A 17,827-nucleotide genomic window follows, 5' to 3' on the forward strand; every position below is an offset into this window, starting at 1 on the left:
TCGTTCTCAGGCCCGCGGCGCGGCCGTCACCGTCACGGCTGTGCCCGCGGCCAGCACGATCGGGGTCGTGACATCCGTACCGTAGGAACGGGAATTCGCCCCTTGGACACCGCCGACCTGAACCGTGCCCGCGGCCGGCGACGACACCGTCACCTCGCCGGTGGACCGGTCGTAGACGGCCTCGACGCCCGCCGACAGCTGCCCGAAGTGGGCGGTCCGCTCACTCGCGTACGCGCCGAGGTCGGCCCAGTCCAGGTTGAGCAGCGGAACCGCGTACAGCTCGGCGAATTTCGCCGCGACCGCCTCGGTCCAGTCGGTCACGAGCGTGCGTCCGTTGCCGTAGTCGTTGACGTTTGCGATGTGGAAGGTGTGCGTGTTGACCCCGCCCGCCGCCACGTGCTGCAACGCGATCCCGGTCTCGTAGTCGAGGATCTGCTCGTACGTGCGGTTGGTCGGCCAGTACGGGAACTTGCCGTCCGGTCCGTAGAAGGAGTTGTAGAACGCCGTCTCCTCCTCGGGCGTGGTCACGAAGTACGCGATGTTCGTGGGCCAGTCCGGCACAATTTCGACGGTCGGCTCCAGCGGGTGTGGGATCGACGCGTTGAAGTGGGCGGGCTGATGGCTGGCGAACGAGAAGTTGCCGTGCAGGTACTTGATGCCCAGGTCCTTGGCCGCCCGCAGCAGCTCCGGATTCGAGCCCTGCAGCCCGTGGTCGACCGGCACGCCGGTGTCGTCGTCGGGGTCGACCGTGTAGACGCCCAGACCCGAGTACTCGGGCGTCTTGAGCACCCCGGCCGACTCGGTCAGGCCGATCGCCGCGCCCGCGTTGCGGTTGTCGAGAATTTCGGCGTACGTGTCGGCGTAGCTGGTGTGGTTGAGCTCGGGGTGATTGAGCGTGTGGTTGAGCCAGCGGAAATCGCCGGCCAGACACTTGGTGGTGGCCGTGAGCTCGTTGATGCCGCCGTTCGGGCTGCACTGGTTGCCCGCGAACGGGTCGATGTCGGCCCCGTTGAAGGCCAGGTTGTACTTGAAGCCGTTGCCCAGCGCGTCCTGCCGCTGGTCCAGGTTCACCATGTCGTGCGCCGTGACCTTGAAGCCCGGGTCGTACTCGATGTGGCCGTCCGGGTAGTAGTGGTCGGCTGTGTTGAACCAGTCGTCGATGTCGACGTTCAGGAAGTGCCGCTGCTCGCCCAGGAACAGCCCCTTGGTCGCCCACCGCACGAGCCCGTAGACGAGCACGTCCGACTGCAGCAGGTACTGGTTGAGCGTGAACGTCAGGGCCAGCCGCTCCCGGCCGTCGGTCGACGTGCTGCGCACCCCGAGGACGTTCGTGCCGTCGGTGGCGATCGGATCGGCCGCGCAGCCCGGGGCGATCGAGGTCTTGTAGACGTACGACTGCACGACCGGCACGGTGACGCCGGCCTTCAGGTAGTCGAACACCCCGGCGCCGGCGCTCGTGAGGCTCACGTCGAGCGGGGTGTCACCGATCGACGTCTCGCCGGCCGAGCGCAGGCAGTAGTCCTCGGGCCAGCTGCCGTAACTGGTGTAGAGCGCGGCCTGCCGAACCCCGAAGTTCCTTTCGTACGCCCAGAGAATGTTCCACTCGCCGGCGTCGAGCCCGTTGAGGTAGCTGCCGCCGTCGGCGTACACGAGCATCGTGTTCGTCAGCAGGATCGCGTTGTACTTGCCGGTGCCGTCCGCCCGCACGAGCGAGTCGACGGTCAGCGGCGTGCTCGCGCTGTAGAGCACGTCGTAGGCGGCGCCGAGCCGGTCGAGCGTGGTCTTCCAGGTGGGCACGCCGAAGTCGTCCTGGTTGGTCGCGACGACCAGCGCGCGCAAGGCGGTGCGGTCGTTGAGCCCGGCGGCCTTGGTTGCGGTCTTGGCTGCGGTCTTCGCTTTGGCGATGGTGACTTTGCCGGTGCGCTTGGGCAGCGGGGCCGGCGGCTTGACCCGAGGCGGGGCGACCTGGCCGAAACCGGGAACGTGCGGGGCCTTGGGGCCGGCGGGCTTGGCCACGGCCGCGGACGGGACGGCGGCTATGGCGAGAGCGCCGGCGCACAGGGCGGCGATCAGGGCGCGTACGGATGTGCGGGCAGCAGCCATCGGGCAGCCTCCACAGTGGTGGGCGGTGGGGGGAACGCGGAGCGGGCGGGCCGACGGCGAGTCTAAGCAAGAATTAAGGATTGGCGGGGGTCGATCGGCCTGTCTCCACGACGACCATTCCCGGATGTTGACCACCGTCGTCCCTGGTGGTATCCGCCTTTTATGTTCGACCCGCGTCTAAACAATGCCGATCCGCCCTGACTTGCCATTCCGGGCCGCGTCGCAAATTTTCGTTAATAGTTCGCACCTCCTATTGACGACGCACCCGACCCCGGCCGCCGCGCCGGTTCGCGGGCTTAGGCGGCGGTCTGTCCGGTATGGACGGATGGCCCGCCTTCTCGCTCACCGCGCATTCGCCGCGTTTAGGCCGGCTTCGATCGACCCTGCGTGGTGAGTCTTGGACGGTGCGCACCGAACCCGCATTGAAGCTTCTCGAACAACGGTCTGATTTTTCTTTCGCTTTCGTCTGCCGTTCGTAAAGGCGTCCGTCATCCCGCCGAAACGTCGGATGATTGCCTCTGCAAATTACCGCCGGGTAATTGCAGCCGGTCGTGGAATCGGTGGACGTGGTGGTCGGCACTCGCCTTTCCCATCCTAAAATCCTGGCCCACTTGCTCCTCGCCTTGCCGCCGGCCCGGCCGCTTCCTAGTGTGAACGTACTGGTTCGTCCATAGGAGGCGTGATGCGGACGAGCATTGCCACCGTCTGCCTGTCCGGCACGCTCGAGGACAAGCTCGACGCCGCCGCGGCGGCCGGGTTCGACGCGGTCGAGATCTTCGAGAACGACCTGATCGCGTCGGTCAGCTCGCCCGAGGAGATCCGGCGGCGGACGGCCGGCCTCGGGCTCACCATCGACCTCTACCAGCCGTTCCGCGACGCCGAGGGCGCTCCCCCGGCCCGCTTCGCCGCCGCCGAGCGCCGCTTCCGGGCCAAGCTCGACGTGATGGGCCGGCTCGGAACCCGTACGGTGCTGATCTGCTCCTCGGTCGCCCCGGACACGATCGACGACGACGGGCTCGCGGCCGACCAGTTGCGGCGGCTGGCCGACCTGGCGGCCGAGCGGGGCATGCGGATCGCCTACGAGGCTCTGGCCTGGGGCCGGCACGTGTCGACCTGGGAGCACTCGTGGGACATCGTGCGCCGCGCGGATCACCCGGCGCTCGGCCTGTGCCTCGACAGCTTCCACGTCCTGTCCCGCACCGACGCGTACGGGAAGATCGCCGAGCTGCCCGGCGAGCGCATCTTCTTCCTGCAGCTGGCCGACGCGCCCCGCCTCGACATGGACGTGCTGCAGTGGAGCCGCCACCACCGCCTCTTCCCGCTGCAGGGGCGCCTCGACCTGACCGGATTCACCCGAGCCGTCCTCGACGCCGGCTACGACGGCCCACTCTCGCTCGAGGTGTTCAACGACGTCTTCCGCCAGGCCGATCCCCATCGCACGGCCGTCGACGCCCGCCGCTCCCTCATCGCCCTGTCCGACGACACTCTGACGCCCGCGCCCGAGCTCACCGGGATCGCGTTCGCCGAGCTCGGCGTGGACGCGGAGACCGGGCCACAGCTCGAGAACCTGCTGCGCGGCCTCGGCTTCGCGCACACCGGCCAGCATCGTTCCAAGGCCGTGCAGCTGTGGGAGCAGGGCGACGCCCGGGTGCTGCTCAACTCGGGCGCCGGCGGCGACACCGCCATCCGGGCGTTCGCGCTCGAGAGCACCGACCCCGCCGCGTCCGCCGACCGCGCGGCCGAACTTCTGGCCCGGCCGCTCCCCCGGCGCCGGCGGCGGAGCGAGGCCGACCTGACCGCCGTGGCCGCTCCGGACGGCACCGAGGTGTTCTTCTGCCGGGGCGACCAGGGGTGGCTCGCCGACTTCCTGCCGACGGGCGAGACACGTACGCGGCAATCGGGAATCACCCGGATCGACCACCTCTCGCTGGCCCAGCCGTTCGACCGCTACGACGAGGCGGCGCTGTTCTACCGCAGCGTGCTCGGCCTCACCGACGACGAGGCGGGCGAGTTCGCGGCGCCGTTCGGCCTGGTTCGCACCTTGGCCGTCCGCAACGACGACCGCAGCGTCCGGCTGGCGCTCAGCGTCCCCCTTTTACGCCGCGGCGACTGGGCTCCCGCCGTCCCCCACCCGCAGAGCCTCACCCTGCTCACCGACGACCTCGCCCGCACCGCCGAGGGCCTCGAGACCGTCGCCGTCCCGGCCAACTACTACGACGACCTCGACGCCCGCATCGACCGCCCGGACGGCACCGCCCGCGCCCTGGGCGCCCTCTACGACGAGGACGCCCACGGCCGGTACCTGCAGCTCTTCACGCCGGTGCTCGGCCACCGGGTGTTCATCGAGGTCGTGCAGCGGATCGGCGGCTACCGCGGCTACGGCTTCGCCAACGACCCGGTGCGGATGGCCGCCCATCGAGCTCGCCGCCTCGTACCACGCGCGTAGTACGCTGGTCAGGTGCCGTACGAATGGGAGGACTGGGCGCTGGCCGCCCTGGCCGGCATCGAGCCCTACGAGGTGTGGCAGGCGCTCGACGCCCGTCGCCGGTGGCCCCGGCAGGCGATGAGCGCCACCGGTGTCCCGGTCCTCACGGTGTGGAGCCGTACGGTGGCCGGCCGGCCGCTGATCGTCGCGGTCTACCAGACCACCGGCTTCACCTGGAAGGTCATCGGCGCGCGGGAGATGGCGGACGACGAGCTGAAGGAACTCAGCCGGTGGGAGGAGTCCCGATGAGTCACGACAACGATGTGCCCCGGACCCCCGAGCAGCTTCACGACTTCATGCAGGGCCTCACCTTCGAGCCCCCGCCGCAGGACGAGCAGGCCCTGCTCGACGCGTTGCCCCCGTCCGGCTCACCGGTCATGGTGGTCCGCTCGCTGCGGCTGCCGGTCGAGCTCGAGCAGGCCGTCGCCGCCGCGGCCAAGGCGGCCGACATGCCCAAGACCACCTGGATCCGGCAGGCGATCGAGATGGCCCTGGCCGTCCAGGCCGAGGACGACCAGCCCATCTCCCGCGCCGAGGCCCTGCGCGCCCTCACCATGCTGCGCCCGGCGCGCCACGTGGCCTGAGGCGGCCAGCCTCAGCACCACCCAGGCGTAGGCCGGCAGCACCAGCAGGTCGACGGCGAACATCTGCCACGGCATGTCGGCCGCCGTCTCGGTGATGGTCAATTGGTCGTACGCCGCGGCCACCCCCGTGGCGAGCAGGTTGTTCATCACGTGCAGGGCGATGGCCGCCTCCAGGCCGCCGGTGCGCACGGTCAGCCACCCGGTCACCGCCCCGAAGACGAACAGGTCGGCGAAGCCCCACGGCGTCCCCCAGCCGTGCGCGGCCGCGAACACCAGCGCTTGAAAGGCGATCGGCACCCACGGCCGCCGGAACCACGCGCCCACCGCCTGCAGCAGCCAGCCCCGGGTCAGATACTCCTCGGCAGCCGCCTGCGCCGGCACCACCAGCAGCAACAGCCCCATCGAGAGCGCGAACGGCCCCCACCCGGCCGGCTCGTCGGTCAATCCCGTGTCCTCGACGCCGGTCAGCGAAGCCAGCCCGAGCCCACCGGCCAGCAGCACCACCACGGCGACCAGCGCCACCGGCAGCAACGTGAGCAGGAACCGCCACCGCAGCCGCCCGGTGACCGACGACAGCGTGCCGGCCGGCCGCCGCTGGATCCACCGGGCCGCCAGCAGCGTGAGCGGCAGCAGCGCCGCGACGGACAGGAAGGCGACCGCGAGATCCGCCCGCGCGCCGAGGCGAACGGTCAGAGTGACCGCCGCATAGGCGAACACGGCGAGGAACAGACCGCCGACGAGGATGAACAACGTGCCGAGAACGGTCCGCCACCAGCGGTGGACGGAGGTGCGGGCAAGGCGGTGATAGTCCATGCGAGAAGTCTGTCGATGCCCGCGCGTGGGCAAATCAGGCCGAGGCCGGAAACCGACCCCTGCCCCAGGGCATAGATAGGGTGTCCGCATCATGGGTCGCTGGAGGAGTTGGGTGCTGCCCGCGCTGCTCGCGGTGGCGCAGCTGGCGTACTGGCCCGCCCCCGTCCTCGGCCGGGCCGACCCGACCCGGATGGCGGCCGGGCTCGCCGTGACGGCCGTCGTCTGCGGCGGCCTCGTTCTGCGGCGGCGCCGGCCGGTCGTGGCGGCCGCTGTCGTCACCGGCGCGCTCGCGCTCGGCACCTGGGCCACGCCGCAGCAGGAGTACTTCGTCCCCGGCGACGCCCTTCTCGTGCTGGCCGCCGCGGAATCGGTCGCCCTGTTCCACGTGGCCCTGCGCACCTCCCGCCGAACGACTCTGCTGGTGGTGGCCGGCCTTCTCGTCGTGCAGGCCGTGCTGGTCATCGACGACGAACCGCTCGACATCCTCGTCTCGCTCGCCCTCTACGCGATCGTGGCGGCGGGCGGCCGGGTGCGGCGGCGCTGGCTCGACGACCGGGACGCGGCCGCCCACCGGCTCGAGCAGGCCGAACAGGCCCGGCGCGACGCGGCCGCGGCCGAGCAGCGCCGCCTGGCCCGCGAGCTGCACGACGTGAGCGCCCATCACCTGACCTCGATCGTGGTGAACGCGTCGGCCGCCCAGTTCGTCGGCACGCCGCAGCTGCGCGCCGACGCCCTCGAGTTCGCCGCCCGCACCGGCCGCGAGACGCTGACCGCCCTGCATCAGCTGGTCGCCGTGCTGCCCCAGGCGCAGGAGGCGACCAGCCTGGCCGATCTGGCCGACGACTTCCGCCAGCTCGGTCAGGTCGTGCAGCTCGAGGTGACCGGCGAACCGCCGCCGGAGCAGGCCGAGGCGCTGCACGGCATCGCGCGGGAGGCGCTGACCAACACGCTGCGGTACGCGCCGGGGGCTACTGTGCGCGTTTCCCGTACGTACGACGAGAAGGGCGCGACGCTGGTGGTCGAGGACGACGGCGCCGCGGCCCCGGTCGAGGGGCTGGGCAGCGGCCGCGGGCTCACCGGCATGCGCGAACGGGCGGCGGCTCTGGGCGGGACGGTCACGGCCGGTCCCCGTACGGCGGGTGGGTGGCAGGTGCGGGCGGTGCTCCCGGCCGTCGCGGCTCCGGTGCGACTCCGGGTGTGGCTGCGCAGTCAGGTCGTCCTGGACGCGGGTCTGATCCTGCTGACTTTGCTCCTGCCGCTGTCCGGGGTGGCCGTCATGGCCGTCTCCCGCTCGGCAGCCACGCTGGTGCTGCTGGCGGTGGTCGCGCACGCCGTTCCGTTGCTGTGGCGGCGGCAGCGCCCGTGGACGACGGCGATCGCGGTGGCGCTGACCGTCTGGCTCGGGCCGCTGCTGGCCGCCGTGAACGTCGTGCCGCCGGCCGAGACGTGGATCTTCGTGTTCAACGTCGGTGCGGACGCCGCCGCGGTGTACGCGGTTGCGGCGTACGCGCGCCGATTCGATCTCACCTGGATCGGCCTCGTCGCCGTCCTGTTCTCGTCCGCCGCCGGTTTCGCCGTCCTGCTCGCCGTCTCGGGCGAGGCCTATTCCGGTACGCCGCCCCCGGACAGCCCGGCCCCGGCGCTCATGCTGGTGGTGTTCACCGCCGTGTGCGCCTGGTTCGCTCTAGCCGTGCCGTTCGGCGTGGCCTGGCTGGCCGGCTGGGGTGCCCGGCGCCGCCGGGAGAACCGGTTGCGCAGCGAGGAAGGCGCGGTGGCCGTGGTGTCGGCCGACGCCGAGCAGCGGGCCCGTGCGGAAAGGGCCCGGGTCGCGGCCGGTCTGCAGGCCTCGGTGCTGGCTTCGGCCGCGCAGGTCACCGAGGCGGCCGGCCGGCAGGATCTGGACGGGGTGGTCGGCGCGGCCAAGGCGGCCCTGGCGGCGATGCGCGGCCTGCTCGACGATCTGCGCCCGGCCCAGCGGAACCCGGAGGTGCCGTCATCGGAATCCGTGTGATCGTCGTCGACGACCAGGCCATGGTGCGGGCCGGCCTGTGCGCGATCGTCGCCTCGCAGGACGACCTCGACGTGGTGGGCGAGGCCGGCGACGGCGCGGCCGGGCTGGCCCTGGTCGCCCGGGAGCGCCCCGACGTGGTGCTGATGGACGTGCGCATGCCCGGCATGGACGGCCTGACCGCCACCGCGCGGCTCACCGCGGGCGAGAACCCGCCGCGGGTGATCGTGCTGACGACCTTCCACCAGGACGCGTACGTGTTCCAGGCGCTGCGCGCGGGTGCGTCGGGGTTCCTGCTGAAGGACGCCGACCCGGCCTCCCTGGTGGCCGCGATCCGCACTGTCGCGGCGGGCGAGGCCATGCTCAGCCCGGCCGTCACCAAACGCCTGATCGACGCGTTCGCCACCGGCACGGTCACCGCCGCCCGCGACGACGACCCGCGTCTGACCGGCCTGACCCCGCGTGAGCGCGACGTGCTGACCCAGATCGCCACCGGCCGGTCGAACGCCGAGATCGGCGAGGTGCTGGGCATCGCCGCCGGAACCGTGAAGGCCCACGTCAACGCCCTGCTGCCGAAGCTCGGCGTCCGCGACCGGGTCCAGGCCACCATCGTGGCCTACGACCTGGGCCTGGCCCGGCCGCGCTGACGGGTTCTACTCGACGAGCTCGGGCTCGCCCTCGAGGTCCGCGTGCTCCCGCAGGTGGCGGTTGTGGCGCGGCTCCTGCTTGGTCTTCGAGTCGTTCAGCCGGCGGCGCAGGTCGTCGCGCACGTCGTTGAGCGCCGCGTGCAGGTCCTCCTCGCTCGAGGTGGTGACGATCTTCTGACGGCCGGCGATCCAGCATTCCAGCGTGACCTTCTGGCCGCGGGCCTCACGGTCCTTGACCGAGACCTCGAGCTCGGTCGAGTCCGCGTGGAAGCCGGCCAGGCGCGCGTCGAGCGTGGCGAACTGCTCGGCGATCCAGTTCAGGTCGCCCTGCGAGAAACCGGCGCCGACCCGCAGGCACTGGCCCACGGTCGCGGGGTCTGTCACCGCACTCATCACAACTCCTCGAATCGGTGGATTCTGACCTTGATCCTCTTCCCCGCCGGGGGCGCCGCTCAAACGACACCCGTCGCCCGATCGGGCCGCTACCGATTGACCACGCCGTTTAACAAGGTTGGTCGAACCAGCCGGCAAAGGCCCTCCGAGTTTCATTGACACTCATAAATGCCTGCCCTATGGTCGGCCGAGGTAAGCGCTTACCTGGCAGTGATCAGCCCGGCGTCGCCCGCCTCCACCGACGCGCGGCGCCGGCCCCACCCCCCAGGTACGGAGGAAGTCCATGTCCACAACCACCCGCTCCGGCTGGCGTCGCCGCACGACACTGATCTCGGCCGGCGCCCTGCTGGTCGGCGGTCTCGTCGGGGTCGGCCAGCTCGAGGCGTCGGCCGCCGAGAGCAGCCCGGTCGGCTACGCCGGTCTCAACGGCGGCACGTCCGGCGGATCGTCGGGCACCGTCGTCACCGTGACGTCGGCGTCCGCGCTGAAGTCGGCTCTCAGCTCCAGCACCTCGCAGACCGTCCGCGTCTCGGGCCTGATCCCGATCTCGGGCATGTACAACGTGGCCTCGAACAAGACGGTCATCGGCGTCGGCTCGGGCTCGGGCATCACCGGCGGCGGGCTCAACCTGTCCGGCGTCCGCAACGTGATCATCCGCAATCTGGTGTTCCGCAACGCCAGTGACGACTCGATCAACGTACAGACCAACACCACCAACGTCTGGATCGACCACAACGACCTGGCCAGCGGCTACGACGGCCTGATCGACATCAAGCGGGGCTCCGACTTCATCACGGTGTCGTGGAACCGGCTGCACAACCACGACAAGTCGATGCTGCTCGGGCACGACGACGGCAACGGCTCGCAGGACATCGGCCACCTGCGGGTGACCTACGTGCACAACTGGTTCGAGGGCACCAACCAGCGGCACCCGCGCGTGCGGTTCGCCAACCCGGTGCACGTGCTCAACAACTACTACAGCAACATCGGGTCGTACGGCGTCGCGTCGACCGAGAACGCGGGCGTCTTCGTCGAGCGCAACTACTTCGAGAACGTGAAGAGCCCGACGGTCACCCAGACCGGCGACTCCGACCCGGGCAACATCAAGGTGCTCGACAACTACAAGGTGAACTCGGGAACCGAGCAGGTCCGCAACGGCGCCTCTGTCGCGGCGATCCCCTACTCGTACACACCCGAGGCCAACAACACCGTCAAGGCCACCGTCACGGCCGGCGCGGGAACCGGCAAGATCTAGCCGTACGACTTCCCGCCCGCACGTGGGAGGGCGGGAACTCAGCCGCGGTCAGTACCGGAACTTCGACACCAACGCGCTCAGGTCGCCCGACATGGAGGCCAGCTCGGCGGTCGCCTGACGGGACTGCGAGATGCCTTCACTCGTACGGCGGGCGGCGTCGGCCACCCCGGCGATGTTCCCGGAGATCTGGCCGGTCCCGGCCGCAGCCTCGTTCACACTCCGGTTCATCTCAGCGCTGGTGGCGGTCTGCTCCTCGACGGCCGAGGCGATTGTCGTCTGGAAGTCACTGATGCGGGCGATCACGCGGCTGATCTCCTCGATCGCGGTGACCGCGCCCGACGTGTCGGCCTGGATGGCCTCGACCCGGGTCGAGATGTCCTCGGTGGCCCGGCCGGTCTCCTGGGCCAGATCCTTGACCTCGCTCGCCACGACCGCGAAGCCCTTGCCCGCCTCGCCGGCCCGCGCGGCCTCGATGGTGGCGTTCAGAGCCAGCAGGTTGGTCTGCTCGGCGATCGCGGTGATCACCTTGATGACGTTGCCGATCTCGGCCGACGACTCGCCCAGCTTCGTCATCGTGGCCGAGGTGCTGACGGCCAGCCCGACCGCCTCGCCGGCCACCTGGGCCGCCTCGGACGCGTTCTGCGAGATCTCCCGGATGGCCGCGCCCATCTCGTCGCTGCCGGACGAGACCGCGGCCACGCTGCGCGAGATCTGCTCGGCCGCGGCCGACACGGTCTGCGCCCGTTCCGAGGAGGCGTCGGCCGAGACGGCGATCTCGGTGGCCACGTCCGACATGCGCTCGGAGGCGCCCCGCAGCGCCACCGCCGAGCCGTCGATGGTCATCACCGTGTCCCGCAGCCGGGACACCGCCGCGTCCAGCGACTGACCCATGCGGCCCGGCTCGTCGTGGGACGTCAGCCCGGCCGTCCGCGTGAGGTCGCCCTCGGCCAGGCCCTCGCAGACCAGCCGTACGCGCGACATCGAATGCACGATCTGGCGGGCCACCACCGCGCCCAGCGCCAGCGCGATGAGCGCCCCGGCGATCAGCAGCACCAGCGACACCGTACGGCTGGAGTGGTAACCGTCGCGGGCCGCGCCCGCATTCGCCTTGGCGTCGGCGTTCTCGGCCGCCCGCATGCCGATCAGGTCGCCCTCGACCTCTTTCATGAGCGGCGCCAGCTCCGAGTCACGCACCGACTGCCAGGCCGCCAGGTCGTTGCGGGCCCCGGCCGGGAACAGCCGGTTCTCCACGATCTGCCGGAAGTTCTCGAAGTCGTCGGCCAGCTCGGCGATCGCCGCGTCCCCGACCACCGGATCGCTGTTGCGGTAGGCCGACAACGCGTCCTGCAGCTCGGCGAAGTCGGCCGTGAACGCCTGCCGGTACTGCTCCTTGAGAGTCGCCGTGGCCGAAATCATGAAGTTGGCCGCGTCCATCCGCGCGCTGGCCAGCGACGTCCGCAGATCGCCGAGCTCGTTCACCCCGGCCACGTTGCTGACGTAGATCGTCTCGGCCGAGTCGCTCGACCGGCTCAACGCGCTCAGCCCGACCGCGCCGACCACCACCGCCACCAGGATGGCCACACAGACGGCGCCGAGAATCTTCGTCCGGACGCCCAGATCCGCGAGCACGCGGAGCCACCTCGTCATCACCTGAAGGTATTTCGCGTCCGCCTTCCGCCGCTGGGACATCGACACTTGCGCCGTCCTTGTAACCTCTGCCCGGCCGGGTCTCGCCGAGAGATCCATAGGTCGGACATAAGGGGTACACGTGGACACACGCAGAGTGACCGGAGCGGGAGTGGCGATGCTGGTCGCCGCGGTCCTCGGCGGGTGCGACTCGGGCGAGGAAAGCGTGTCCACCCCCGGCCTGGAAGCGCGGGGCACGGTGCTCACCACGGTCAAGCCGAAGCGGCAGGACCTCAGCAACAAGATCAGCCTGAGCGGCACGGTGGCCATCAACCCGGTGTTCGGCATCGTCGCCCCGGCCGACGGCGAACTGCGCTACCTCGACAAGAAGCCGTCGACCACGGCCGCGGTCCGGCCCAAGTGGGTGGCCACCGTCTGGGACGACAGCGGCGATCCGCGCAAGGTGATGATCCCGAAGGACTCGATCCTGGCCGGGCGCCTCATGGACGACCGCACCGACGTCACCACCGGCATGCCCATCGTCTCGGCCCGGCACTCCGGCTACGGCATCGTGGCCGAGATCGACAGCGCCCAGGCCTACCGCGTGTCCGGCGCCGTCACCGACGTGCGCGCCCAGATCAAGAACGGCCCCGGACCCTTTTCCTGTACGGCGCTCGGCACCATAGCGGCGCTGCCGGCCGGCACCATCCCCGAGCCCCCGCCGCCGGTCGTGACCACGCCGTCGCCCGGCGCCTCGGGTGCTCCCCCGGTGGTGGCCCCGCCCGAGGCGGAACAACCGGAACAAGGCGGCAGCGAGGGCTCCGAAGCAACCGGGATGCGCCTGGTCTGCGTACCGACGACGGACGTCAAACTCATCAACGGAGCCTCGGTGACACTGCAGGTGGTGACGGCCAAGGCGGCCAAGGTGCTGGTGCTGCCGGTCGAGGCAGTCGCCGGAACCCAGGGCAAGGGCAAAGTCGACATCGTAGGCAAGGACCAGCAGCGCAAGACGGTGGACGTGGTGCTCGGGCTCACCGACGGCAAGGTCGTCCAGATCAAGTCCGGCCTCAAGGGTGACGAGACCATCGCCGTGCCGGGCCCCGACCTGCCCGCGGCGGCGGAAGGCGCCGAACCGGGCAAGGGCCCCAACGGATGAGCGCGCTGATCGAACTGGCCGGCATCACCAAGGTGCTCAAAGGCCAGGAACAGCCGCGCACCATCCTCGACGGCGTCGGCCTCACCCTCGAAGCCGGGCAGAGCCTGGCCATCGTCGGCCGGTCCGGCTCCGGCAAAAGCACGCTGCTCAGCGTCATCGGTCTGTTCGACCGGGCCGACTCCGGCAGCTACCAGCTGGAAGGGCAAGAGATCGGGCGGCTGCCGGAAAGGCGGGCGGCCCGGCTCCGCAGCTCCCACTTCGGCTTCGTGTTCCAGCGGTTCTTCCTGCTCAAACACCTGACGGCGGCCCAGAACGTGGCGATGGCGCTGGTCAACGGGCAAGGCTGGCTGCCCCGCCGGCAGCGGCGGAACCGGGTCATGTCGGCCCTCGAAGAAGTCGGCATCGCGCACCTGGCCAAGAGCCGGCCGGCCAAGATGTCCGGCGGAGAACAACAGCGGGTGGCCATCGCCCGGGCCCTCGTCCGCGACCCCAAGATCCTGCTGGCCGACGAGCCGACCGGCGCGCTGGACATCGAAACCGGCACCCTCGTCATCGACGCCCTGCTGGCCGCGACCCGCCGGGGCTGCGGCCTCATCCTGGTCACCCACGACCGCGACCACGCGGCGCGCATGGGCCGCATCCACGACCTCGTCGACGGGGTGCTGACCGAGCGGGCGGGCGTGCGATGAGAAGGTTCTCGGGCCGGTTCCGGTCCTCGCTGATCATCGGCCTGCAAGGCATCCGGGCCCGCAAACTGCGCACCCTCCTGTCGATGATCAGCCTGTTCCTCGGCGTGCTGGCCGTCGTGGTGGTGCAGGCGGGCGCCAGCATCGCGGAACGCGCACTGCTGGCCGACCTGGAATTGACGGCCGGCTACGACGGCACCCGAGTCATGGACATGCCGCCCCAGCAGGAAGCGGCCGACATCGTCACGTCCACAGTGGCCGGCCGCTCCGACGCGGTGGCGATGGTGGCCGTCAGCGGCATCATCGGCGAACCCGGCGTGCAACCGGTCAACCCGGGCGGCTCCCCCATCGACGAGGACTGGGGCCCGCCGATGCAATGCGACCAGAACGGCTGCGTACCCCTGGGCGGCCCGAAAGGCGAGGCGGTCGAGGTCAGGCTGACCGCGCTCACCGGCGACATCCGCCAGTTCCGCCCGTTCCACCAGGTCTCGGGCCAATGGCTCAACTTCACGACGGTGCCGGCGATGGCCCCCAGGCTCGTGCTGAACCGCGAGGCGGCCAAGGCGTTCGACCGCCACAAGGTGCCGGCCGAGATGCGAGTAGGCGGAGCGGCGAACAACGTCACGCCCCAGTTCACCGGCGTGGTCGACGACGGAGACAGTCAACCCCGGGTCTACGTACGCATGGACGAGCTCGCAACCTGGCTGCCGACATCGAAACTGGCCGACCCGAACACCAACAGCGAACTCAGAATGATGATGGTGCAGGGTTCACCGGTCGAGCAGGTGGTGGTCAGCAAACTGAAGGCCCTGGGCAACGAGCCGTACGTCTACACGGTCGAAACCAGAAAAGAGCAGCAGAAGACCCTGAACCTGATGCAGCTCGTGTTCTTCGCAATGGCCGGGCTGGTGCTGCTGATCGGCGTGGCCGGCATCCTGAACGTGGGCCTGGCAACCGTAGGCGAGCGGGTCGAAGAGTTCGCGCTGCGCCGGGCCGTGGGGACGCCAAGGTTCCTGCTGGCCGGCATCGTCTTGGTCGAGACGCTGCTGACCGGCCTGTTCACGGCGGCAGCAGCGATCGGGGTCGGCGTGGCCGGGCTGCGAGTCGTGTCAATGATGGTCGGCAATTCCGAGCCGATCCTGCAAGACGTGCAGTTCCCGTGGGAGGCGGGGGTCGCCGGAATCATCGCCGGCCTGGTAGCGGGGGTGCTGGGCGGCTTCATCCCGGCGCTGCGAGCGGCCGGCATTCCGATCGCCACGGTAATGCGAGCCTGAGTTCTGGGTTTGCGGTTCCGGCCTCCATCGAGCCGGCGCTTGCTGACGCCGGGCGTCGGTCGGCTCGCTCGGTTCGGTGTCAGCCGCCGATCGACACCGCGAATCGTCGACGTCGCCGGTCGATCAGCACCGCGTCCCGCTAGCGCCGACGTCAGCCGTCGGTCAGCACCGCGACTCGCTCACGCCGGCGCCGGCGCCGGTCACGATTCGAATCGCTCACGCCGGCGTCGGTCAACACCGCAAATCGCTTGCGGTGGCGTCGGTCAAGACCGCGTTTCTTACGCTGGGACGGACGGGTCCGAGGGTGAGCACGCCAGGCTGGAAAACCGTCTCTACGCCTTGCGTGCTCACCCTCGGACCCGTCCTTGCATGGTCTAATCTCGCCCTAGCGTCGTGGTCGGCGCTTCTCTGACTGCATGGCCCAGCTGGGGAAACCCGTACGGCGGGGTGGTCTGGCTGCCGCGCTGTGGACGAAGCTGGGCGTCTTTCTCACCCGGGCGGACCTGGGTGGTGGGTCGCGCGTTCGCACCGTGCCGGTCGCGGTCGCGACCTGGCGAAGACCGCCCGATCGCACGGTTCACCGCCGTCAGAAATCGTGACCGCCCACGGCTCGGCTAACTCTCTGTTCCACGACCCACAAATCCTCAGCCACAGCCGCCCCCAAAGCCACCGGTCCGGTCACACGAACAGCAACGCGCAACCGCGGACTGCCGACAACCAGCCAGCCGTCGACACCGCAACAGCCGCTCACACGGCGACAACCCACCCGCACGGCCACAGCTCACCCACAACCACAGCCCAGCCGCTCGACCACACCCGACCCACGGCCAGCCCGCCCGCACGGCCACAGCGCACCCGCACGACCACAGCCACTCGCACGACCACAGCCGACGCGACGGCCAGCCCGCCCGCACGGCCACAGTTTGCTCGCACAACCACAGCCGACCCGACGGCCAGCCCGCCCGCACAGCCCACAGCGCACCCGCACGACCACAGCCACTCGCACAACTACAGCCGACCCGACGGCCAGCCCGCCCGCACGGCCACAGTTTGCTCGCAAGGCCGTAGCCGAACTCATGGCGACAGGCCGCTCCTACCTGCAGCAGCCGCTATCAGCCAGACGGCCAACAACACGCCCCGCGTCCAACGACGCTCTCGAGCGTGCAGCGACGAACAACTAGAAGTTGAGCCACGCGCAAAACGCTCAACAACGGCCACTCGACGACCAGCCAAACGCGCAGCTTCGAGCAAAACGCTCAGCTGCAGTCACTCGACGATTAGCCAGACACTCAGCCACGCGCAAACACTCAGCTCCGGCTGCTCGACGACCAGCCAAGTGCTCAGCTTCGAGCAAGACGCTCATCCGGGGCCACTCGACAGCCGGCCGCAGCTCGTACACGCGCGAACAATCAATCGCAGGTCAGCAAGCTCGGCGTCTGGCTGCTCTCATGTGCAACGACGTGCAGCCGTGGCCGGCTGGATGGCCTATTGGCCTACGCACGCGTGGAAACGCTCAACAGCGTGCAGTTTGGGACAGCGAAACGCTCAGCTTCGTCCAAGACGGTCGATGGCGGACGGTCGGACTCCGGCTCGACGCTCAGACGCGGATGGATGCTGTGTCGCAGAAGGCGGGATGGCCGTGGTGATCACTTTGCGCCAATGCTTGGAGTTGAGGGGTGGGCCGGTGGGGAGGTTGATCGGTGGGCGGCGCGCGGTAGGCGTTCACCGTGGCGTTTGTCCTAACTAGACTTTGCGCATGACTCAGCTTGATAACGGGGTTCCGCACTCTGCTCGGGTTTGGAACTACTGGCTTGGTGGGACGGATAACTTTGCGGCGGATCGGGCTGTGGGGGACGACTTCGCGGCGTTCTACCCGGACATCGTGGTGGTGGCGCGTAGCTCGCGGGCGTTTCTCAAGCGGGCGGTGACCTACCTGGCGGAAGAGGAAGGGGTGCGGCAGTTCCTTGACGTGGGGACTGGCATTCCGTCGGCTGAGCACACTCATCAGATTGCTCGGGGTGTTGCTGCGGACGCTCAAGTTGTCTACGTGGACAACGATCCGTTGGTCTTGGCGCACGCTCGTGACGTGCTGGGCGGGGAGGCCGTGTACCTGGACGCCGACCTGCGTGAGCCGGGGTCGATCATTGCGTCGGCTGGGCTTGACCTTGAGCGGCCGGTGGGGTTGATCCTGACCAACATCCTCGGCCACGTTGCTGAGCTGGATGAGGCTGTGGCGGTGGTTCGGGGGCTGATGGCGCCGTTGCCGTCGGGGAGTTTTCTGGTCACGGCGGACGGCACCAACGTTATCGACGGGGCGGCGTTCGAAGCGGCCATCGGTGTCTGGAACGCTAACGCGCCCCTCTCCTATCACCTGCGTCACCCCGATGAGCTGGCTCGCTTCCTCGAAGGTCTCGAAGTGCTGCCGCCGGGGCTCGTGCCCTGCGCCCGTTGGCGACCGCCGGAGGACGCGTCGCCTGATGAGCTTCGAGCGACTGACGAATACGCCGCCGTAGCCCGTAAGCCCTGAGCCGCATCACTACGTCCGCCGGACAGGCAACCGGCCTGGGCCCCGCCGGCTCCCCCAAGGCCCGGCTCCCCCGACCGGCCGGGGCGGCGCGGGCAGGCGGCGGCGTGGCCCGGGCGGCCACGCCGGGCGGCGGCACAGCGGGCGGACGGCAGGACGGCCAGCGGCGCGGACGAAGGGCACGGACGAGCGGCGCGGGCGGCACGGACAAGCGGCGCGGGCGGCATGAACGGCGCGGACGGCACGCACAAGCCGCGCGAGCGGCACAGGTGA

General features: G+C 70.0%; 13 protein-coding genes. 9 read left to right on the plus strand and 4 right to left on the minus strand.

Translation table 11 applies throughout. From position 1 onward, the window contains the following. Positions 1 to 6: 6 nt before the first annotated feature. On the minus strand, positions 7 to 2,103 hold the full coding sequence (locus OWR29_RS15125; RefSeq protein ID WP_267563447.1) for an Agd3-related carbohydrate-binding protein: 2,097 nt from the start codon (positions 2,101 to 2,103) through the stop codon (positions 7 to 9). A gap of 682 nt (positions 2,104 to 2,785) precedes the next feature. Here OWR29_RS15125 and OWR29_RS15130 point away from each other — a divergent pair. Together OWR29_RS15130 and OWR29_RS15135 are read left to right on the plus strand one after the other, a co-directional pair. Further along, a complete protein-coding gene (locus tag OWR29_RS15130; protein ID WP_267563448.1) occupies positions 2,786 to 4,549 on the plus strand; it encodes a sugar phosphate isomerase/epimerase and 4-hydroxyphenylpyruvate domain-containing protein in 1,764 nt (587 codons plus the stop codon). Between the two features lie 12 nt (positions 4,550 to 4,561). Continuing rightward, positions 4,562 to 4,837, plus strand: coding sequence for a hypothetical protein (locus tag OWR29_RS15135; protein WP_267563449.1), 276 nt, complete (start codon positions 4,562 to 4,564; stop codon positions 4,835 to 4,837). A gap of 119 nt (positions 4,838 to 4,956) precedes the next feature. On the opposite strand, the gene OWR29_RS15140 is transcribed toward OWR29_RS15135, so the two are convergent. Beyond that, positions 4,957 to 5,985: a CPBP family intramembrane glutamic endopeptidase gene (locus tag OWR29_RS15140; RefSeq protein ID WP_267563450.1), complete on the minus strand. Its 1,029-nt coding sequence runs from the start codon at positions 5,983 to 5,985 to the stop codon at positions 4,957 to 4,959. Positions 5,986 to 6,076: 91 nt separating this feature from the next. On the opposite strand from OWR29_RS15140, the gene OWR29_RS15145 reads away from it, so the two are divergent. Continuing rightward, positions 6,077 to 7,996 carry a sensor histidine kinase gene (locus OWR29_RS15145; RefSeq protein ID WP_267563451.1) on the plus strand — a complete coding sequence of 640 codons (1,920 nt, stop codon included), beginning with the start codon at positions 6,077 to 6,079 and terminating at the stop codon, positions 7,994 to 7,996. A gap of 20 nt (positions 7,997 to 8,016) precedes the next feature. Further along, positions 8,017 to 8,640, plus strand: coding sequence for a response regulator (locus OWR29_RS15150; protein ID WP_267563869.1), 624 nt, complete (start codon positions 8,017 to 8,019; stop codon positions 8,638 to 8,640). A 6-nt stretch (positions 8,641 to 8,646) separates the two neighbouring features. On the opposite strand, the gene OWR29_RS15155 is transcribed toward OWR29_RS15150, so the two are convergent. Next, entirely contained in the window at positions 8,647 to 9,033 is a 387-nt protein-coding gene (locus tag OWR29_RS15155) for an HPF/RaiA family ribosome-associated protein (protein WP_267563452.1), read from the minus strand. A gap of 283 nt (positions 9,034 to 9,316) precedes the next feature. On the opposite strand from OWR29_RS15155, the gene OWR29_RS15160 reads away from it, so the two are divergent. Further along, positions 9,317 to 10,288 (plus strand): pectate lyase family protein, encoded by a 972-nt coding sequence (locus OWR29_RS15160; RefSeq protein WP_267563453.1) that lies wholly within the window; start codon positions 9,317 to 9,319, stop codon positions 10,286 to 10,288. 48 nt (positions 10,289 to 10,336) lie between these two features. Here the strand turns inward: OWR29_RS15160 and OWR29_RS15165 are convergent, their stop codons facing one another. Next, on the minus strand, positions 10,337 to 11,935 hold the full coding sequence (locus tag OWR29_RS15165) for a methyl-accepting chemotaxis protein (RefSeq protein WP_267563454.1): 1,599 nt from the start codon (positions 11,933 to 11,935) through the stop codon (positions 10,337 to 10,339). A gap of 121 nt (positions 11,936 to 12,056) precedes the next feature. Between OWR29_RS15165 and OWR29_RS15170 the strand changes: the two genes are divergently transcribed. The 4 genes from OWR29_RS15170 (at position 12,057) to OWR29_RS15185 (ending at position 17,557) form a co-directional block, all read left to right on the plus strand. Next, on the plus strand, positions 12,057 to 13,070 hold the full coding sequence (locus tag OWR29_RS15170; protein WP_267563455.1) for an efflux RND transporter periplasmic adaptor subunit: 1,014 nt from the start codon (positions 12,057 to 12,059) through the stop codon (positions 13,068 to 13,070). Then, positions 13,067 to 13,759, plus strand: a complete 693-nt coding sequence (locus OWR29_RS15175) for an ABC transporter ATP-binding protein (protein WP_267563456.1) — start codon at positions 13,067 to 13,069, stop codon at positions 13,757 to 13,759. Before OWR29_RS15170 ends, OWR29_RS15175 begins: the two co-directional genes overlap by 4 nt. Next, on the plus strand, positions 13,756 to 15,030 hold the full coding sequence (locus OWR29_RS15180; protein ID WP_267563457.1) for an ABC transporter permease: 1,275 nt from the start codon (positions 13,756 to 13,758) through the stop codon (positions 15,028 to 15,030). The genes OWR29_RS15175 and OWR29_RS15180 overlap by 4 nt, the downstream gene beginning before the upstream one ends. A gap of 1,756 nt (positions 15,031 to 16,786) precedes the next feature. Next, complete coding sequence (locus OWR29_RS15185) at positions 16,787 to 17,557, plus strand: SAM-dependent methyltransferase (RefSeq protein ID WP_267563458.1); 771 nt, start codon at positions 16,787 to 16,789, stop codon at positions 17,555 to 17,557. The last annotated feature ends 270 nt before the right edge of the window (positions 17,558 to 17,827 follow it).

This window comes from Paractinoplanes pyxinae (assembly GCF_026626335.1).
GTDB lineage: Bacteria > Actinomycetota > Actinomycetes > Mycobacteriales > Micromonosporaceae > Actinoplanes > Actinoplanes pyxinae.

Coding starts and splice junctions, on each gene's coding strand:
- OWR29_RS15125 (WP_267563447.1), bottom strand. CDS start 2,103: ATGGCTGCTGCCCGCACATCCGTACGCGCCCTGATCGCCGCCCTGTGC.
- OWR29_RS15130 (WP_267563448.1), top strand. CDS start 2,786: ATGCGGACGAGCATTGCCACCGTCTGCCTGTCCGGCACGCTCGAGGAC.
- OWR29_RS15140 (WP_267563450.1), bottom strand. CDS start 5,985: ATGGACTATCACCGCCTTGCCCGCACCTCCGTCCACCGCTGGTGGCGG.
- OWR29_RS15145 (WP_267563451.1), top strand. CDS start 6,077: ATGGGTCGCTGGAGGAGTTGGGTGCTGCCCGCGCTGCTCGCGGTGGCG.
- OWR29_RS15150 (WP_267563869.1), top strand. CDS start 8,017: ATGGTGCGGGCCGGCCTGTGCGCGATCGTCGCCTCGCAGGACGACCTC.
- OWR29_RS15155 (WP_267563452.1), bottom strand. CDS start 9,033: ATGAGTGCGGTGACAGACCCCGCGACCGTGGGCCAGTGCCTGCGGGTC.
- OWR29_RS15160 (WP_267563453.1), top strand. CDS start 9,317: ATGTCCACAACCACCCGCTCCGGCTGGCGTCGCCGCACGACACTGATC.
- OWR29_RS15165 (WP_267563454.1), bottom strand. CDS start 11,935: ATGACGAGGTGGCTCCGCGTGCTCGCGGATCTGGGCGTCCGGACGAAG.
- OWR29_RS15175 (WP_267563456.1), top strand. CDS start 13,067: ATGAGCGCGCTGATCGAACTGGCCGGCATCACCAAGGTGCTCAAAGGC.
- OWR29_RS15180 (WP_267563457.1), top strand. CDS start 13,756: ATGAGAAGGTTCTCGGGCCGGTTCCGGTCCTCGCTGATCATCGGCCTG.
- OWR29_RS15185 (WP_267563458.1), top strand. CDS start 16,787: ATGACTCAGCTTGATAACGGGGTTCCGCACTCTGCTCGGGTTTGGAAC.